15 protein-coding genes and 1 tRNA gene are annotated in these 16,119 nt (G+C 60.5%); 12 read left to right on the plus strand and 4 right to left on the minus strand.

Annotated features, from left to right (window positions below; translation table 11 throughout):
- Window positions 1–129: 129 nt before the first annotated feature.
- The 6 genes from rbfA to KGA81_RS12755 all read left to right on the plus strand — a co-directional run bounded on the left by rbfA (window position 130) and on the right by KGA81_RS12755 (window position 4,838).
- Window positions 130–531 carry a 30S ribosome-binding factor RbfA gene (gene rbfA, locus KGA81_RS12730; protein WP_007973108.1) on the plus strand — a complete coding sequence of 134 codons (402 nt, stop codon included), beginning with the start codon at window positions 130–132 and terminating at the stop codon, window positions 529–531.
- A gap of 3 nt (window positions 532–534) precedes the next feature.
- Complete coding sequence (gene truB / locus KGA81_RS12735) at window positions 535–1,452, plus strand: tRNA pseudouridine(55) synthase TruB (protein ID WP_223546224.1); 918 nt, start codon at window positions 535–537, stop codon at window positions 1,450–1,452.
- A gap of 140 nt (window positions 1,453–1,592) precedes the next feature.
- On the plus strand, window positions 1,593–1,862 hold the full coding sequence (gene rpsO / locus KGA81_RS12740) for a 30S ribosomal protein S15 (RefSeq protein WP_011332409.1): 270 nt from the start codon (window positions 1,593–1,595) through the stop codon (window positions 1,860–1,862).
- A gap of 217 nt (window positions 1,863–2,079) precedes the next feature.
- Window positions 2,080–4,185, plus strand: a complete 2,106-nt coding sequence (pnp, locus tag KGA81_RS12745) for a polyribonucleotide nucleotidyltransferase (protein WP_108218144.1) — start codon at window positions 2,080–2,082, stop codon at window positions 4,183–4,185.
- Between the two features lie 138 nt (window positions 4,186–4,323).
- Window positions 4,324–4,399: transfer RNA gene (locus KGA81_RS12750), tRNA-Thr, on the plus strand.
- Between the two features lie 133 nt (window positions 4,400–4,532).
- Complete coding sequence (locus KGA81_RS12755; RefSeq protein WP_223546226.1) at window positions 4,533–4,838, plus strand: DUF6388 family protein; 306 nt, start codon at window positions 4,533–4,535, stop codon at window positions 4,836–4,838.
- Window positions 4,839–4,967: 129 nt separating this feature from the next.
- Here KGA81_RS12755 and nadC read toward each other — a convergent pair whose 3' ends face one another.
- Window positions 4,968–5,816 (minus strand): carboxylating nicotinate-nucleotide diphosphorylase, encoded by an 849-nt coding sequence (nadC, locus tag KGA81_RS12760; protein WP_223546234.1) that lies wholly within the window; start codon window positions 5,814–5,816, stop codon window positions 4,968–4,970.
- Between the two features lie 251 nt (window positions 5,817–6,067).
- Between nadC and ampD the strand changes: the two genes are divergently transcribed.
- The 4 genes from ampD (at window position 6,068) to KGA81_RS12780 (ending at window position 10,243) form a co-directional block, all read left to right on the plus strand.
- Complete coding sequence (gene ampD / locus KGA81_RS12765; protein WP_223546236.1) at window positions 6,068–6,628, plus strand: 1,6-anhydro-N-acetylmuramyl-L-alanine amidase AmpD; 561 nt, start codon at window positions 6,068–6,070, stop codon at window positions 6,626–6,628.
- On the plus strand, window positions 6,625–7,461 hold the full coding sequence (ampE, locus tag KGA81_RS12770; protein ID WP_223546238.1) for a regulatory signaling modulator protein AmpE: 837 nt from the start codon (window positions 6,625–6,627) through the stop codon (window positions 7,459–7,461). The genes ampD and ampE overlap by 4 nt, the downstream gene beginning before the upstream one ends.
- Before the next feature lie 1,502 nt (window positions 7,462–8,963).
- Entirely contained in the window at window positions 8,964–9,668 is a 705-nt protein-coding gene (locus KGA81_RS30215) for a methyl-accepting chemotaxis protein (RefSeq protein ID WP_371920781.1), read from the plus strand.
- A 185-nt stretch (window positions 9,669–9,853) separates the two neighbouring features.
- Window positions 9,854–10,243 carry a hypothetical protein gene (locus KGA81_RS12780; protein WP_223546241.1) on the plus strand — a complete coding sequence of 130 codons (390 nt, stop codon included), beginning with the start codon at window positions 9,854–9,856 and terminating at the stop codon, window positions 10,241–10,243.
- Here the strand turns inward: KGA81_RS12780 and KGA81_RS12785 are convergent, their stop codons facing one another.
- The 3 genes from KGA81_RS12785 to KGA81_RS12795 all read right to left on the minus strand — a co-directional run bounded on the left by KGA81_RS12785 (window position 10,244) and on the right by KGA81_RS12795 (window position 12,265).
- On the minus strand, window positions 10,244–11,020 hold the full coding sequence (locus tag KGA81_RS12785) for a TatD family hydrolase (RefSeq protein WP_223546243.1): 777 nt from the start codon (window positions 11,018–11,020) through the stop codon (window positions 10,244–10,246). It abuts the gene before it with no gap.
- Between the two features lie 3 nt (window positions 11,021–11,023).
- Window positions 11,024–12,019 (minus strand): catabolite repressor/activator, encoded by a 996-nt coding sequence (gene cra / locus KGA81_RS12790; protein WP_223546245.1) that lies wholly within the window; start codon window positions 12,017–12,019, stop codon window positions 11,024–11,026.
- A 102-nt stretch (window positions 12,020–12,121) separates the two neighbouring features.
- Complete coding sequence (locus KGA81_RS12795) at window positions 12,122–12,265, minus strand: hypothetical protein (protein ID WP_223546247.1); 144 nt, start codon at window positions 12,263–12,265, stop codon at window positions 12,122–12,124.
- Between the two features lie 44 nt (window positions 12,266–12,309).
- On the opposite strand from KGA81_RS12795, the gene ptsP reads away from it, so the two are divergent.
- Window positions 12,310–15,171: a phosphoenolpyruvate--protein phosphotransferase gene (gene ptsP / locus KGA81_RS12800; protein WP_223546249.1), complete on the plus strand. Its 2,862-nt coding sequence runs from the start codon at window positions 12,310–12,312 to the stop codon at window positions 15,169–15,171.
- Window positions 15,171–16,112, plus strand: coding sequence for a 1-phosphofructokinase (gene pfkB, locus KGA81_RS12805; protein WP_223546250.1), 942 nt, complete (start codon window positions 15,171–15,173; stop codon window positions 16,110–16,112). Before ptsP ends, pfkB begins: the two co-directional genes overlap by 1 nt.
- The last annotated feature ends 7 nt before the right edge of the window (window positions 16,113–16,119 follow it).

The following is a 16,119-nucleotide window of genomic DNA, read 5'->3' on the forward strand; positions in this document are numbered from 1 at the left end:
CCGCATGCAAGTGCGCAACTCGTCACCAGGACTCTAAACGCAACGCCCGGTCTGGCTTCTGTCAGGCCGGGCGTTTGCCGCTTTCAGACCACACGGGTTTCACCGTGGGGCAGTTACAGGTAACAAGACATGGCAAAAGAATATAGCCGTACCCAACGTATCGGCGATCAGATGCAGCGCGAGCTGGCACAACTGATCCGTCGTGAAGTCAAAGACCCGCGCGTCGGCCTGGTCACCATTACCGCTGTGGAAGTCAGCCGTGACGTCGGTCATGCGAAGATTTTCATCACCGTGATGGGGCAGGACAGCGCCGAGGAAATCGCACAAAGCATCAAGGTGTTGAACTCCGCCGCCGGTTTCCTGCGCATGCAGCTGGCTCGCGAAATGAAGCTGCGTAGCGTTCCACAGCTGCACTTCCACTACGACGAAAGCGTCGTGCGTGGTGCGCATCTGTCGGCATTGATCGAGCGTGCAGTGGCTGAGGACAATCAGCATCCGGTTGCGGCAGAAGCCGAAGACACCAAGGAGTAATCGGTGGCTCAGGTCAAACGTATCCGTCGTAACGTCAGCGGCATCATCCTGCTCGACAAGCCGCTGGGGTTCACCTCCAACGCGGCCTTGCAGAAGGTTCGCTGGTTGCTCAATGCCGAGAAGGCCGGGCACACCGGCAGTCTCGATCCCTTGGCCACCGGTGTGTTGCCGCTATGCTTCGGCGAGGCCACCAAGTTCTCGCAATACTTGCTCGATTCCGACAAGGGTTACGAAACCCTAGCGCAACTGGGCAAGACCACCACCACGGCGGATGCCGAAGGTGAGGTTTTGCAGGAGCGCCCAGTGACCGTTGGTCGCTCCGACATCGAAGCCGTACTGCCGAAATTTCGTGGGCAAATCAGTCAGATACCGCCGATGTACTCGGCACTCAAGCGCGATGGCCAGCCGCTGTACAAGCTGGCGCGTGCAGGCGAAGTAGTGGAGCGCGAACCGCGTTCTGTTACTATTACGCGCTTGGAATTGCTGGCCTTCGAAGGTGATACTGCGCGGCTGGCGGTGGATTGCACTAAAGGCACCTATATCCGCACCCTGGTGGAGGATATCGGTGAGCAACTCGGTTGTGGCGCTTACGTTGCAGAGTTGCGACGTACCCAGGCCGGGCCATTCACCCTGGCGCAGACGGTTACCCTGGAAGAGCTGGAAGCGGTACATGCCGAAGGCGGCAACGAAGCGGTCGATCGCTTCCTGATGCCATCGGACAGCGGCCTGCTGGATTGGCCACTGTTGCAGTTCTCGGAAGCGAGCGCGTTCTACTGGCTCAATGGCCAGCCGGTACGTGCCCCGGATGCTCCGAAGTTCGGCATGGTGCGGGTACAGGATCACAATGGTCGCTTCATCGGTATCGGTGAAGTGAGCGAAGACGGGCGCATCGCGCCGCGTCGTTTGATTCGGTCAGAATGACCGAAACCAGTCTGTGTAACAGCAGGCTGGCGAGGGTGGCTGTCAACAGGCACGGTCACTACTCATTTATAGATACAGGGATTTGTCCCTGGCCTGTTGAAACTGTTTCTGAAACAGTTTCCTGATAAAAGGATTGCCTCATGGCTCTCGACGTTCAAGAAAAAGCTCAAATCGTTGCTGACTACCAGCAAGCTGTTGGCGACACTGGTTCGCCAGAAGTGCAAGTTGCACTGCTGACCGCCAACATCAACAAACTGCAAGGTCACTTCAAGGCCAACGGTAAAGACCACCACTCCCGTCGTGGTCTGATCCGCATGGTTAACCAGCGTCGTAAGCTGCTGGACTACCTGAAAGGCAAGGACGTGAGCCGTTACAGCGCTCTGATCGCTCGCCTGGGTCTGCGTCGCTAATAAGCGATTGCGCTAGAGGTTGGTTGTCTGTCGTGCGTCAGCGGGTTTCCCGCCAGCGCATGGCAGGCTTCCAGCCTCAAGTTTTATCTGGATGTCTGCTTTGCCGCTTTACCTGTGTGAATACACCCCGGACAACCGGTCGGGCCGATTCCCGGCGTTGCCCAAGAATTTCGCAAGAAACCAGTTCCCCCAAGAGCCACAAAGAAGGTAGGACACCGTGAACCCGGTAATCAAAAAATTCCAGTTCGGTCAGTCGACCGTTACCCTCGAGACTGGCCGTATCGCCCGTCAGGCCTCCGGCGCAGTATTGGTCACCGTTGACGACGACGTCAGCGTATTGGTGACCGTAGTCGGTGCCAAGCAAGCCGATCCGGGCAAGGGCTTCTTCCCTCTGTCTGTTCACTACCAGGAAAAGACTTACGCTGCCGGTAAGATCCCTGGCGGTTTCTTCAAGCGCGAAGGCCGTCCTTCCGAGAAAGAAACCCTGACTTCCCGACTGATCGACCGTCCGATCCGTCCGCTGTTCCCGGAAGGCTTCATGAACGAAGTGCAGGTTGTCTGCACCGTCGTTTCCACCAGCAAGAAGACCGATCCGGACATCGCTGCGATGATCGGTACCTCGGCTGCACTGGCCATCTCCGGCATTCCTTTCGATGGCCCGATCGGCGCTGCCCGCGTTGCCTTCCACGAAAGCACCGGCTACCTGCTGAACCCGACTTACGAGCAACAGGCAGCTTCGAGCCTGGACATGGTCGTTGCCGGTACTTCGGACGCTGTGCTGATGGTTGAATCGGAAGCCAAAGAGCTGACCGAAGACCAGATGCTGGGCGCGGTACTGTTTGCTCACGACGAGTTCCAGGTTGTGATCAACGCTGTTAAAGAACTGGCTGCCGAAGCTGCCAAGCCAACCTGGACCTGGGCTCCTGCGCCAGAAGCCACCGAACTGCTGGGCGCTATCCGTGCCGAGTTCGGCGAAGCGATCTCCCAGGCCTACACCATCACCGTCAAGGCCGACCGTTACGCTCGCCTGGGTGAGTTGAAGGATCAGGTCGTTGCCAAGCTGTCCGGTGAAGAAGGCCAGCCTTCTGCCAGCGAAGTCAAAGCCGCTTTCGGCGAAATCGAATACCGCACCGTTCGCGAAAACATCGTTAACGGCAAGCCACGTATCGACGGCCGCGACACCAAGACCGTACGTCCGCTGAACATCGAAGTCGGTGTTCTACCAAAAACCCACGGTTCGGCACTGTTCACCCGTGGCGAAACCCAGGCTCTGGTAGTCGCAACTCTGGGCACTGCCCGTGATGCACAGCTGCTGGACACCCTGGAAGGCGAGAAGAAAGACCCGTTCATGCTGCACTACAACTTCCCTCCGTTCTCGGTAGGCGAGTGTGGTCGCATGGGTGGCGCTGGTCGTCGCGAAATCGGTCACGGCCGTCTGGCCCGTCGTTCGGTTTCGGCCATGCTGCCTGCCGCTGATGTGTTCCCGTACACCATCCGTGTGGTTTCGGAAATCACCGAATCCAACGGTTCGAGCTCGATGGCTTCCGTTTGTGGCGCTTCCCTGGCCCTGATGGACGCTGGTGTGCCGATGAAGGCGCCGGTTGCCGGTATCGCCATGGGTCTGGTCAAGGAAGGCGAGAAATTCGCCGTCCTGACCGACATCCTGGGTGACGAAGACCACCTGGGCGACATGGACTTCAAGGTAGCCGGTACCGCCAAAGGCGTCACCGCGCTGCAGATGGACATCAAGATCAAGGGCATCACCGAAGAGATCATGGAAATCGCTCTGGGCCAAGCCCTGGAAGCGCGCCTGAACATCCTCGGCCAGATGAACCAGATCATCGGCCAGTCGCGTACCGAACTGTCGGCCAACGCTCCGACCATGATCGCGATGAAAATCGACACCGACAAAATCCGTGATGTCATCGGTAAAGGCGGCGCGACCATTCGTGCGATCTGTGAAGAGACCAAGGCTTCGATCGACATCGAAGACGACGGTTCGATCAAGATCTTCGGCGAAACCAAGGAAGCGGCAGAAGCTGCTCGTCAGCGCGTTCTGGGCATCACCGCTGAAGCCGAAATCGGCAAGATCTACGTCGGCAAGGTTGAGCGCATCGTCGACTTCGGCGCATTCGTCAACATCCTGCCAGGCAAGGACGGTCTGGTTCACATCTCCATGCTGAGCGATGCTCGCGTCGAGAAAGTGACCGACATCCTGAAGGAAGGCCAGGAAGTGGAAGTACTGGTACTGGACGTGGACAACCGCGGCCGTATCAAGCTGTCCATCAAAGACGTGGCAGCAGCCAAGGCTTCGGGCGTTTAATCGCGCCTCACGCCTGACCGCTTCAACGTTGTAGAAAGTGCCCCGCAGTGAAAGCTGCGGGGTATTTTTTTGTCTGCAGAAAATTGAGACGTTCTGGAAGTTGCCTGCCCCTGAAGTCAGTGCTAGGTTTAGCCCACCGCCCGTGTAGCTCAGCCGGTAGAGCAGCGCACTCGTAACGCGAAGGTCGCAGGTTCGATTCCTGTCTCGGGCACCAGCAAGACTTGTTTTCAGATGATCCCGAATGGTTCTGAAGGCCAGACAAACCGAGCTTCATACGGTTTTTTTGCGTCAGAGAGATCCTTGATGATCCAGATCCATCTTCCATTCCCCAGATCAACGAGAACACCATGACAATAAAAGAATTGACCCAAGAAGCCAGGCACGAAAAAGCTCTGAAAAAGTACATGCTGGATGTGCCGGATCTGATGGAAGAGATCAAGGACCTGAGTCCGGATGATCAGAAAGACCAGATTCAATGGGCTTTCGAGGACGAGGCGGAAGCCCAGGGCTTGCAGCCGTGGGAATTGAGCCTCAAGTACACGACGACTCCGGAAGAGTTCGAGGCGGCGCGTATGGCGCTGCACAAGGAGGCGGCCGAGGTGTTGGGCGTCGAATGGGAAGAGTACTGCGAGATGAACAATCTGGTGGTCTGACAATCATGTAGGAGCGAGCTTGCTCGCGATGCACCTGAGAGCGCCACGTTTAACCAGTAAACACGCGCTATCGTTAACGACCATCGCGAGCAAGCTCGCTCCTACAGTTTTGGCAATTCACATGTGGGATCAGAGACTCAAGCGCATCGACAGATCGACCGCCTTCACATCCTTGGTCATCGCACCGATCGAAATGTAATCCACCCCGGTCTGTGCAATCGGCAGCAACGTACTTTCGTTGATCCCGCCGCTGGCCTCCAGTTTGGCCTTGCCGGCATTCAGGCGCACGGCTTCGCGCATGTCGTCCAGGCTCAGTTCGTCGAGCATGATGATGTCGGCACCGGCCGCCAGTGCTTCTTTCAGTTCACCCAGGCTTTCCACTTCAATCTCGACCGGTTTTCCCGGGGCGATCTTGTGCGCGGCGGCGATGGCCTGCGCGATGCCGCCGCTGGCGGCGATGTGGTTTTCCTTGATCAGGAAGGCGTCGTAGAGGCCGATGCGGTGGTTATGGCAACCGCCGCAGGTCACGGCGTATTTTTGCGCCAGGCGCAGCCCCGGCAGCGTTTTGCGGGTGTCGAGCAGCTTGACCTGAGTCTCGGCCACGAAGTCCGCCAGGTACTGCGCACGGGTCGCCACGCCGGAGAGCAGTTGCAGGAAGTTCAGGGCGCTGCGTTCGCCGGTCAGCAGCGAGCGCGCCGGGCCTTCGAGGTGGAACAGCACCTGATTGGGCGTCACCCGCTCACCGTCGGCAACCTGCCAATGCACCGCCACCCGTGGATCCAGTTGCCGAAACACGGTATCCACCCAGGCGGTGCCGCTGATGACGGCCGCGTCGCGGGTAATGATGGTGGCTTTGGCCAGGCGTTCGGCCGGGATCAACTGCGCGGTGATGTCGCCGCTGCCGATGTCTTCACGCAACGCACGGCGCACGTTGGCTTCGATTTCGGCGGTCAGATCGGCGAGACGTAGATTCGGCATAATGGACTCCACAAACAAAGTGGCTCGATTATAGGGCCATGGCAGCGACCAACCCAAGGCATCAGCGCGTTACATGGGTGCTTGCGCCTGCATTTGGTCGAATCCTGTCGTTGTCGGCGTTGGCCATCGATTGCAAACAAACGCCAGTTTGAGACCGGCAACCTCCAGCGCCTCAATCGCGGCAAGTGATCGCGCCCGGGGGGATTATCACGGCATACTGTGCCAACACAGTCGACGTCGAAGGAGTCGGTATGCAGTTGGACCCCGCGAGCGGTTGGTTTCAAGGTGTGCGTGTCTGCCCCTCACCCAACTTCAATGCGCGCCCCACAGGCGAAATTTCCCTGCTGGTGATCCACAACATCAGCCTGCCTCCGGCGCAGTTCGCCACCGGCAAGGTGCAGGAGTTTTTCCAGAATCGTCTGGATGTCACCGAACATCCCTATTTTGAAGGGATCGCGGATTTGCGGGTGTCCGCGCACTTTCTGATCGAGCGTGACGGTACCGTCACCCAGTTCGTTTCATGCCTCGAGCGTGCGTGGCATGCGGGTGTTTCGAGCTTCGAGGGGCGGGAAACCTGTAACGATTTTTCCGTGGGCATCGAACTGGAAGGCACGGATGATCTACCGTTCACTGACGCGCAATACAGCGCGTTGACAGCCCTGACCCGCCAGTTGCAGCAAGCGTTCACGGCAATCACCACAGAGCGCATCTGCGGGCACAGCGACATTGCACCGGGGCGCAAAACCGATCCAGGGCCGGCGTTCGACTGGGCACGCTATCGTGCCGCCCTGGCACAAGAGGAAGGACGATGAGTTTTCTGGTGTTGCTGTTGGCGGTGTGGATCGAGAAGTTCTCGGCCTTGCGTCATCGGGTTCAGCGTGACAGTGGCTGGACACAGGAGCTGAACAAGCTTGAGGCCAGCCCGCGACTTTCTGGCCGACCCTGGATGGTGTTGGTGGTACTGGTCTTGTTGCCGGTGGCGTTGCTGGGTTTGCTGCTGGTCGTCATCGAGCCGGTGGCCTACGGGTTGCTGGCGTTGCCGATTCATTTGCTGGTGGTGATCTACAGCCTGGGGCGCGGTGATCTGCTGGGCGATCTCGGGCCGTTCCGCGATGCCTGGCGTCGGGAGGACCTGCAAGCGGCGGACCATGTCGCCAAGCGCGATCTGGATATTTGCGCCGACAATGGCGAGCAACTGCTGGAACAGGTCGAAGGGCATTTGCTGTGGGAGGCCTACCATAGTTTTTTCGCGGTGATTTTTTGGTACTTCCTGCTGGGACCGGTCGCGGCGCTGAGCTATCGGTTGCTGGCGCTGGCCGAAGAGCACGGGAAAAACCCGGCGGTGGTCGAGCGCGCCGGGCAACTGCGTCACGCCTTCGACTGGGTGCCGGTGCGTCTGCTGGCGGCGAGCCTGGCATTGGTCGGCAATTTTGTCGCGGTCAGCCGGGTCATGCTGCATGAGCTGCTGAACTGGAACATCAGCGCCGCGCAACTGATTGTTAAAGTCGGGCTGGTGGCCGGTGAAATTCCAGCACCGGTGGCCGGCGCAGAAGGTATCAACAACCTGGACCGCATCTGGGAACTGCTGCTGCGTGCCGCAGCACTCTGGTATGCCGGGTTTGCGTTGTGGACGGTCCTGCATTAGTCCTGCACCTCGCCACAGGGCGATCACTTGTCCGCAGTGCTTTGCCCTGTCGTTAACCTTAAGTTACAAAACCTCCTGCCGATTTAAGTTATACAGAGATAGCGCCGAATAGTGGCTATCTGCCCTCTGTCTGCGCCCGCCAATAAAAAAAATAAGAAATTGAAGGGAGACATCCAGTGAAGAGCTTGCTCTATCCCGCTGTCGCACTGATGAACCGCCTGAGCTTCGGCATGAAGTTCAGCCTGATCAGCGTACTGTTCCTGGTGCCGATGCTGGTGACCAACTTCTATCTGGTACGTGACTCCTACCGCGAGTTCCAGGGCACGCGCATCGAACTGCAAAGTCTCGACCTGTTGGGCAGCAGCCTGACGCTGCGGCGCGATCTGGAAACCCTGAATAACCTGGTGCAGATCAATGTCAGCCTCGGCCAGTCCGGCAAGGCCGGCAATGTCGAATCGAAAATCAGCGCCCTTGAGCAGAATATCCTGACTCGCCTGCAAGGGCTGACGGCGATGACCAGCGACCCGGAGCAGGTCGCGGTGTTTGACGGCAAACGCGATGAAATGATCGTCGCGTTCAAGGCCCAGCAAACGGAAAACTCCCTGCAAAGCAAAAGTGCCTTGATCGGCAAGCTGGTCGGCAGCGCGCAGATTTTCAGCCAGCTCATCACCAGCCAGTCGGGCCTGAGTCGCGACAACCAGAGCGACATGCGTCAGTTGAGCGAGCTCATTACCCTTGTGACACCACGGGTCACCCAGCTCCTGGGCGAAGGTCGGGCAATGGGCTCCTATTCTTTGGGGCAGGGTTTCATCAACTCGGCTTCGAGTACCCGTTTCGATGAATTGCTGGCGCAGATTGAAAAGCTCCAGGCCGAGTATGGCCTGAAACTGCAGGATGCCCTGGGTTCCAGCAAAGCCGCACGCGATACCTTGGCCGCTCAGGCCGACAGCAGCCGGGCATCCTTGAAGAAAGCCAGCGAGCTGTTCGAAGAGCAAGTGATCATGGCCGACACCCTCGACGCGCCGTGGCAGGGCTTTTACGATCAGGTCAGCGCCCTGATGGACCAGACCTACCAACTCAACGAGTCGACCCTGAAGTATCTAGGCCCGCAGTTGCAGCAACGTCTGGACCAGAACCGCACGCACATGGTCTTGCAGGCCGTGGCGCTGTCGGTCGTATTTGTATTGATCTTTTATCTCTACGGCGCCTTCTATGTCTCGACCCGCACCACGCTCAAGCGCCTGGGGGTGGTGATGGACAAGGTGGCGGCCGGCGACATGACCGTGACCTTCAGCGCCCATAGCCGCGATGAGCTGGGGGAGCTGGGCGAGGTGTTCAACGGCACCGTGAAGAAAATCCATGACCTGATCGAGCGGGTGGGGCAGACCGTCAGCGAAGTAGAGCGTCAGGCCGGGCAAGTGGAAAATGTTTCCGCGCAAAGCAACCAGGCCGTTGCCGGGCAGCGCACGCAGATTGAACAAGTGGCCACGGCCATGAACCAGATGTCGGCCACTTCCCAGGAGGTGGCGCGCAGTGCCGCGGCGGCGGTGAGCAGTGCCCACAGTGTCAACGATGAGACCATCAGTGGTCGTGGTCTGGTGGAGTCGCAGCAAGGCAGCATTGCCGCGCTGGCCAGCGAGATCGATCAATCGGTGCTGGTGATCAATCAACTGGCCAACGACAGCCAGTCCATCAGCCGCGTGCTCGAAGTGATCAAGAGCATCGCCGAGCAGACCAATCTGCTGGCGCTCAACGCCGCCATCGAGGCCGCACGGGCCGGTGAGCAGGGCCGTGGTTTCGCCGTGGTAGCCGATGAAGTCCGGACCCTGGCCAAACGAACCCAGCAATCGACCGAAGAAATCGAGCAGATGATCGCCAGGCTCCATGGCGGTGTCGGCGCGGCGGTCAAGGCCATGGGCACCAGCCATGAAATGGCCAACGGCACGGTGGGGCAGTCGGAGAAGGTCCAGCGGGCGCTGGAAAACATCCTGGGCGCGGTCGGCATGATCGTCGACCAGAACCAGCAGATTGCCGCCGCCGTGGAGCAGCAAACCGCCGTAGCCCACGACATCGACCAGAACATCGTCGAGATCAACCGCGCCGGCGAGCGTACCGCTGAAGGTGCTCATCAGACCGAAGATGCCAGCCGGGCGTTGTCGGCCCAGGTCGTGGAGCTGAAACAGTTGATCAGTGCATTCAGGGTCTGAAAAACTCCAGGGCACTCTGTAGGAGCGGCGGTGCGGCGATCCTACAAGGTTTGGTGTATTGTAAGAGTGTTTCGTAATACTTTTTCCCTTTACGAGTGGGAGTTCTCCTGATTCCCTCCGTGCGCTGGATTTTGGATGTCAATCAAGGAAGAGTTACGCGGCTTACTTCATGGAGGAGTTCGGTTATGTCTGCTGCAACAATAGGGATCCAGGGACGCTGTGCGCATTGTCAGCGCACATTGCGGCTTCAACCCTGGCAACTCAATGCCATCGCGATCAATGAAGCGTTTACCTGTACTCACTGTCAGAAACGCGTTCAGTTATGTTGTCCGGAACAGCTCAGGCGCTTCAAGTCGCTCGACTCCTTTTCGTTGTTGCGCGCCAGCCTGCGGATGATGGTCTGCACCGCCTTGCTGGTGGCGTTGGTGATGGAGTGGTTGGGGATGCTCAGCGTCATCGAACAGCTGAATACTTCGCTGATCGCCATATTCGTGTATTTCGCGGTGGTCCGTTATTTTCGCCAGCGCCAGCATCTTACGCTGGTCCTGGAAGCCGCCAAGGCTCACGCCGACTGATTACCAGCCGAACACTTCGCAACTGTTGGCGGTGCTGGCGGCCGCCAGTTGTTGCGGGCTGATCGCCATCCATTGCGCGAGTGCCGCGCAGATCGCCGGCAAGTGTGCCGGGCTGTTGCGCTGGCCGGGGAACATGGCAGGCGGCATGTCTGGCGAGTCGGTTTCCAGCACCACCGAATCCAGCGGTAACTCGGCCAGCACGCGGTGCATGCGCCGCGCCTGCGGCCAGGTCGGGGCGCCACCAAGGCCGAGCTTGAAACCGAGCTTGATGTATTCGCGGGCCTCTTCCAGACTGCCGGCGAAGGCGTGGATGATGCCGGCCCGTTTCGGGCGAAACCGTTTGAGCGTGGCAATCACCGCCGCATGGCTGCGCCGCACATGGATCAATGCCGGAAGATTGAAATCCACCGCCAGCTGTAATTGCGCCTCGAACAACGTCTGCTGGCGATCGCGGTCCAGGGTTTCGATGAAGTAGTCCAGGCCGATCTCGCCCACTGCACACAGTTGCCGATGGCCGGCCAATCGAGTCAGCCTGTCGCCGAGTTCGCTCAGGTGTTGCGGTCGATGGTCGTCCAGATACACTGGGTGCAATCCGAACGCGGCGTACAGGTCGGGATCACTTTGCACCAGCTCCCAGACCCGCTGCCAATTGGCCTGGTAAACTCCCAGCACCACGATCCGCCGCACCCCGAGAGCACGGCTTTCGGCCAGCAGCGCCTGACGGTCGGCGTCGAAGTCCGGAAAATCCAGATGGGTGTGGGTGTCGATCAGCTCCACGGTTCAGTCCTGAAGAATGCGCTGCTTGAACGTGCGCGGGATGGCTTGCACGCCGGGCTGGTAATCCGATTGCTCGATGGCTGCCAGGGCCAGCGCGAGGACCTTGTCGGCGATCAGCTGATGTTGCTGGGCCATGGCGTTGACCGGCAGTGGCAGGAAGTCCAGCAACTGGGTATCGCCGAATGTGCCGAGGCGCAGCGGGCGGTTTCTCAGCGGGAAGTCGTGCAGCGCATCGAACACCCCCTGAAGCAGCACGTAGGAGGTGGTCACCAGGGCATCGGGCAAATGGCCCAGGCGCTGCAGCAACTCGTCCATCAATTGTTTGCCGCACTCGCGGCTGAAGGATTCGCCTTCTTCGATCAGCACTTCGCCGTTGAACCCGACGAGGGCCTCTTTGAAACCAGCGGCACGTTCCCGGCTGATACTCAGTTCCGGGCGGGCGCCGATCAGCGCGATCTGCCTGGGCAGCGGCTCCAGCAGGCTGCGGGTCAGTTGCAGGCTGGCCTCGCGATCGTCGCTGATCACCGAACAGAAATGCTCGGGCTCCATGACCCGGTCGATGGCGATGATCGGAATGCCCTTGGCCTGCAACTGGCGATAGCTGTCGTCGCCGGTCGGCAGGCAACTGGCAACGATCAGTGCGTCGCAGCGCCGGGCGCGGAACAGTTGCAGCAATTGCCGTTCACTGTCCGGTGCATCGTCGGAACTGGCGATCAGCAACTGATAGCCCCTGGTTCGCGCACCTTGCTCCAGCAATTTGGCGATTCGCGCGTAACTGGGGTTTTCCAGATCCGGCAGAATGAAGCCCAATGTGCGCGTGTGTCGGCTGCGCAAGCCGGCGGCCTGTGGGTTAGGCGTGAAGCCATGCAGTTCCACGACCGCGCGCACGCGTTCGACGGTGGCGCTGCTGATGCGCTGTTGTTCGGCCTTGCCATTGATGACATAGCTGGCGGTGGTGACGGACACACCGGCCAACTGGGCGATATCACTGAGTTTCAACCCGCTGTTTCCTTGTTTTTTCGAGATTGCCTCGACATTTTCGTCAATCCTAACCGATTAAGGCAGGCGACCACTGTCGCAACGCATCCGACAAGTTGGGCTTCAAGGATGGGCCAATATCGAGTAACGTGCCATCCAATCTAGATTAAACGTTTCAGCAAGCGTATTTTCTACGTTATAGGCGTCTTTGACCGGTTCTGCCATGAAACCGCCCAAAGCGATGACCAAGCGCCTGAGCTGACTCATTCAAAACAATACCTGGTGCCCCAAGGCGCCAAAAAGGAGAAAGCATGCTCGAGCTCACTGTAGAGCAGATTTCCATGGGCCAGTCGGCCGTGGACAAGTCCGCAGCGCTGCAATTGCTGGCCCGACATCTGGTCGCCGACGGCCTGGTTGCCGAGGGCTATCTCGCCGGTCTGCAGGCGCGGGAAGCCCAGGGCTCGACCTTTCTCGGTCAAGGTATTGCCATCCCCCACGGTACGCCTGAAACCCGCGAGCTGGTGTTCACCACCGGTGTGCGCCTGATGCAGTTCCCTGACGGCGTGGACTGGGGCGACGGTCATATCGTTTACCTGGCGATCGGTATCGCCGCCAAATCCGATGAACATTTGCGCCTGTTGCAATTGCTCACCCGCGCCCTCGGCGAAACTGACCTGGGCCAGGCCCTGCGTCGCGCCGGCTCCGCCGACGCCTTGCTGAAGTTGTTGCAAGGCGCGCCGCAAGAACTGGCGCTGGATGCACAGATGATCGGCCTGGGTGTGGCGGCCGAAGATTTCGAAGAGCTGGTCTGGCGCGGCGCACGTCTGTTGCGGCAGGCCGACTGCGTGAGCAACGGTTTCTCCGCCGTGCTGCAGCAGGTTGAAGCGCTGCCCCTGGGCGATGGCCTGTGGTGGCTGCACAGCGAGCAGACGGTGAAGCGCCCGGGCCTGGCCTTCGTTACCCCGGACAAACCGCTGCGCTATCTCGGCCAGCCGCTCAATGGACTGTTCTGCCTGGCCAGCCTCGGTGAGGCCCATCAAGCGCTGCTCGAACGCCTGTGCGCGTTGTTGATCGAAGGGCGTGGCCATGAATTGGGGCGCGCCACCAGCAGCCGCAAAGTCCTCGAAGTGCTCGGTGGTGAAGTGCCCGCCGACTGGCCCAGCGCGCGAATTGCCTTGGCCAACGCCCACGGTTTGCATGCGCGGCCGGCGAAAATCCTCGCGCAACTGGCAAAGAGTTTTGAAGGTGACATCCGTGTGCGCATTGTCGATGGTCACGACAGCGCGGTGTCGGTAAAGAGCTTGAGCAAGTTGCTCAGCCTCGGCGCCCGTCGGGGGCAGGTTCTGGAAATCATTGCCGAACCGGGCATTGCGGCAGACGCGTTGCCCGCCCTGTTGGCGGCCATCGAAGAGGGGCTCGGAGAGGAGGTCGAACCGCTGCCGCCAGTAAGCCAGGCACGCGAAGTCGTTGCCGAGATGGCCGAAGTGATCCTCGCCCCGGTGTCAGGCAGCGTGGTCCAGGCGATTGCCGCCGCCCCGGGGATTGCCATTGGCCCGGCGCATATTCAAGTGTTGCAAACCATCGAGTACCCGTTGCGCGGCGAGTCCGCCGGCATCGAGCGTGAGCGTCTCCAGCAAGCCCTGGCGCAGGTACGCCGTGACATTCAGGGCTTGATCGAGCGCAGTAAAAGCAAGGCCATTCGCGAAATCTTCATCACCCACCAAGAGATGCTCGACGACCCGGAACTGACCGATGAGGTCGATGCGCGCCTCAAGCAGGGCGAAAGCGCCGAGGCAGCGTGGATGGCGGTGATTGAAGCGGCGGCCCGGCAGCAGGAGGCCTTGCAGGATGCCTTGCTCGCCGAGCGCGCAGCCGACTTGCGTGACATCGGGCGTCGGGTGCTGATGCAGCTCAGTGGCATCGAAACCCCGAGCGAACCGGATCAGCCGTACATTCTGGTGATGGACGAGGTTGGCCCGTCCGACGTCGCGCGTCTGGATCCGGCTCGCGTGGCCGGGATTCTCACCGCTCGTGGTGGTGCAACGGCTCACAGTGCGATTGTTGCCCGGGCCCTGGGCATTCCGGCACTGGTCGGCGCCGGCCCCGGCGTGTTGCTGCTGGCAGCGGGTACGCCATTGCTGCTCGATGGCCAGCGTGGGCGTCTGCATGTGAACGCTGACGCAGCGACCTTGCAGCGCGCCACGACCGAACGCGATTCCCGCGAGCAACGCTTGAAGGCTGCCGCTGAACGGCGTCATGAACCCGCGCTGACCAGCGATGGCCACGCCGTAGAAGTGTTCGCCAACATTGGTGAAAGCGCTGGTGTGACCGGCGCGGTGGAGCAGGGCGCCGAAGGCATTGGCCTGTTGCGCACGGAGCTGATTTTCATGGCCCATCCGCAAGCGCCCGACGAAGCGACCCAGGAAGCCGAGTACCGCCGTGTCCTCGACGGCCTGGCCGGGCGACCGCTGGTGGTGCGCACCCTCGACGTCGGTGGTGACAAACCGCTGCCGTACTGGCCGATTGCGAAGGAAGAAAACCCCTTCCTCGGCGTGCGCGGTATTCGCCTGACCTTGCAGCGCCCACAGATCATGGAAGCGCAATTGCGCGCCTTGCTGCGGGCGGCCGACAACCGGCCGCTGCGGATCATGTTCCCGATGGTGGGCAGCGTGGACGAGTGGCGCCAGGCCCGCGACATGACCGAACGCCTGCGTCAGGAAATCCCGGTCGCCGACCTGCAACTGGGGATCATGATCGAAGTGCCGTCGGCGGCGTTGCTGGCGCCGGTGCTGGCCAAAGAGGTCGACTTTTTCAGCGTCGGTACCAACGACCTGACGCAGTACACCCTGGCCATCGACCGTGGCCATCCGACGCTTTCCGCCCAGGCCGATGGCTTGCACCCGGCGGTGCTGCAACTGATCGACATCACCGTGCGCGCGGCCCATGCTCACGGCAAATGGGTCGGTGTGTGCGGCGAGCTGGCGGCTGACCCGCTGGCGGTGCCGGTGCTGGTCGGCCTTGGTGTGGACGAACTCAGCGTCGGCGCTCGCAGCATTGCCGAAGTCAAGGCGCGGATTCGCGAACTGGGCTTCACTCAGACTCAAACCCTTGCCCGACAGGCCCTGGCCGTGGGCAGCGCCAATGAAGTGCGCGCATTAGTGGAGGCCCTGTAATGGCCCGGATTCTCACCCTGACCCTCAACCCGGCGCTGGACCTGACCGTCCAGTTGCCGCGTCTTGAAGCCGGCCAGGTCAACCGCAGTGAAGTGATGCACACCCACGCCGCTGGCAAAGGCGTGAACGTTGCGCAAGTGCTGGCCGACCTCGGGCATCAGTTGACCGTCAGTGGCTTTCTCGGCGAAGACAACCTGCAAGCGTTCGAAACGCTGTTCGCCAGGCGCGGTTTTGTCGACGCCTTCATCCGCGTTCCAGGCGAGACCCGCAGCAACATCAAACTGGCCGAAAGCGACGGGCGCATCACCGACATCAACGGGCCGGGGCCGCAGGTCAGCGAGGCGGCACAACAGGCGTTGATGGAGCGACTGGAGCAGATTGCCCCGGGGCACGATGCGGTGGTTGTCGCCGGAAGTTTGCCCCTGGGCGTTAGCGCGCAGTGGTTGCAGGCGTTGATCCAGCGATTGAAAAGCCTGGGTCTGCGCGTCGCCCTCGACACCAGCGGCGATGCGTTGCGTGCCGCGCTGAAAGCGGGACCCTGGCTCGTCAAGCCCAACACTGAAGAGCTGGCCGAGGTGCTGGACTGCGAGGTGGTGTCGGTCAGTGCCCAGGCCATAGCGGCGGAGCGTTTGCACGCCCAGGGCATCGAGCATGTGGTGATTTCCCATGGTGCCGAGGGCGTGAACTGGTTCAGCGTCGGCTCGGCACTGCATGCCACTCCGCCCAAGGTCAGCGTCGCCAGTACGGTGGGCGCGGGCGATTCATTGCTGGCGGGGATGCTCCACGGTTTGCTAAGTGCCGATACGCCGGAGCAGACCTTGCGCACCGCCACGGCGATTGCCGCGATGGCAGTGACCCAGATCGGTTTCGGCATTGGCGATGCAGCGCAACTGGCGCAGCTCGAACAGGGTGTGCGCGTGCGTCCCCTGACAGAACAATAAGAGGGTT

The organism is Pseudomonas sp. A-B-19 (genome assembly GCF_019947515.1).
Taxonomy (GTDB): domain Bacteria; phylum Pseudomonadota; class Gammaproteobacteria; order Pseudomonadales; family Pseudomonadaceae; genus Aquipseudomonas.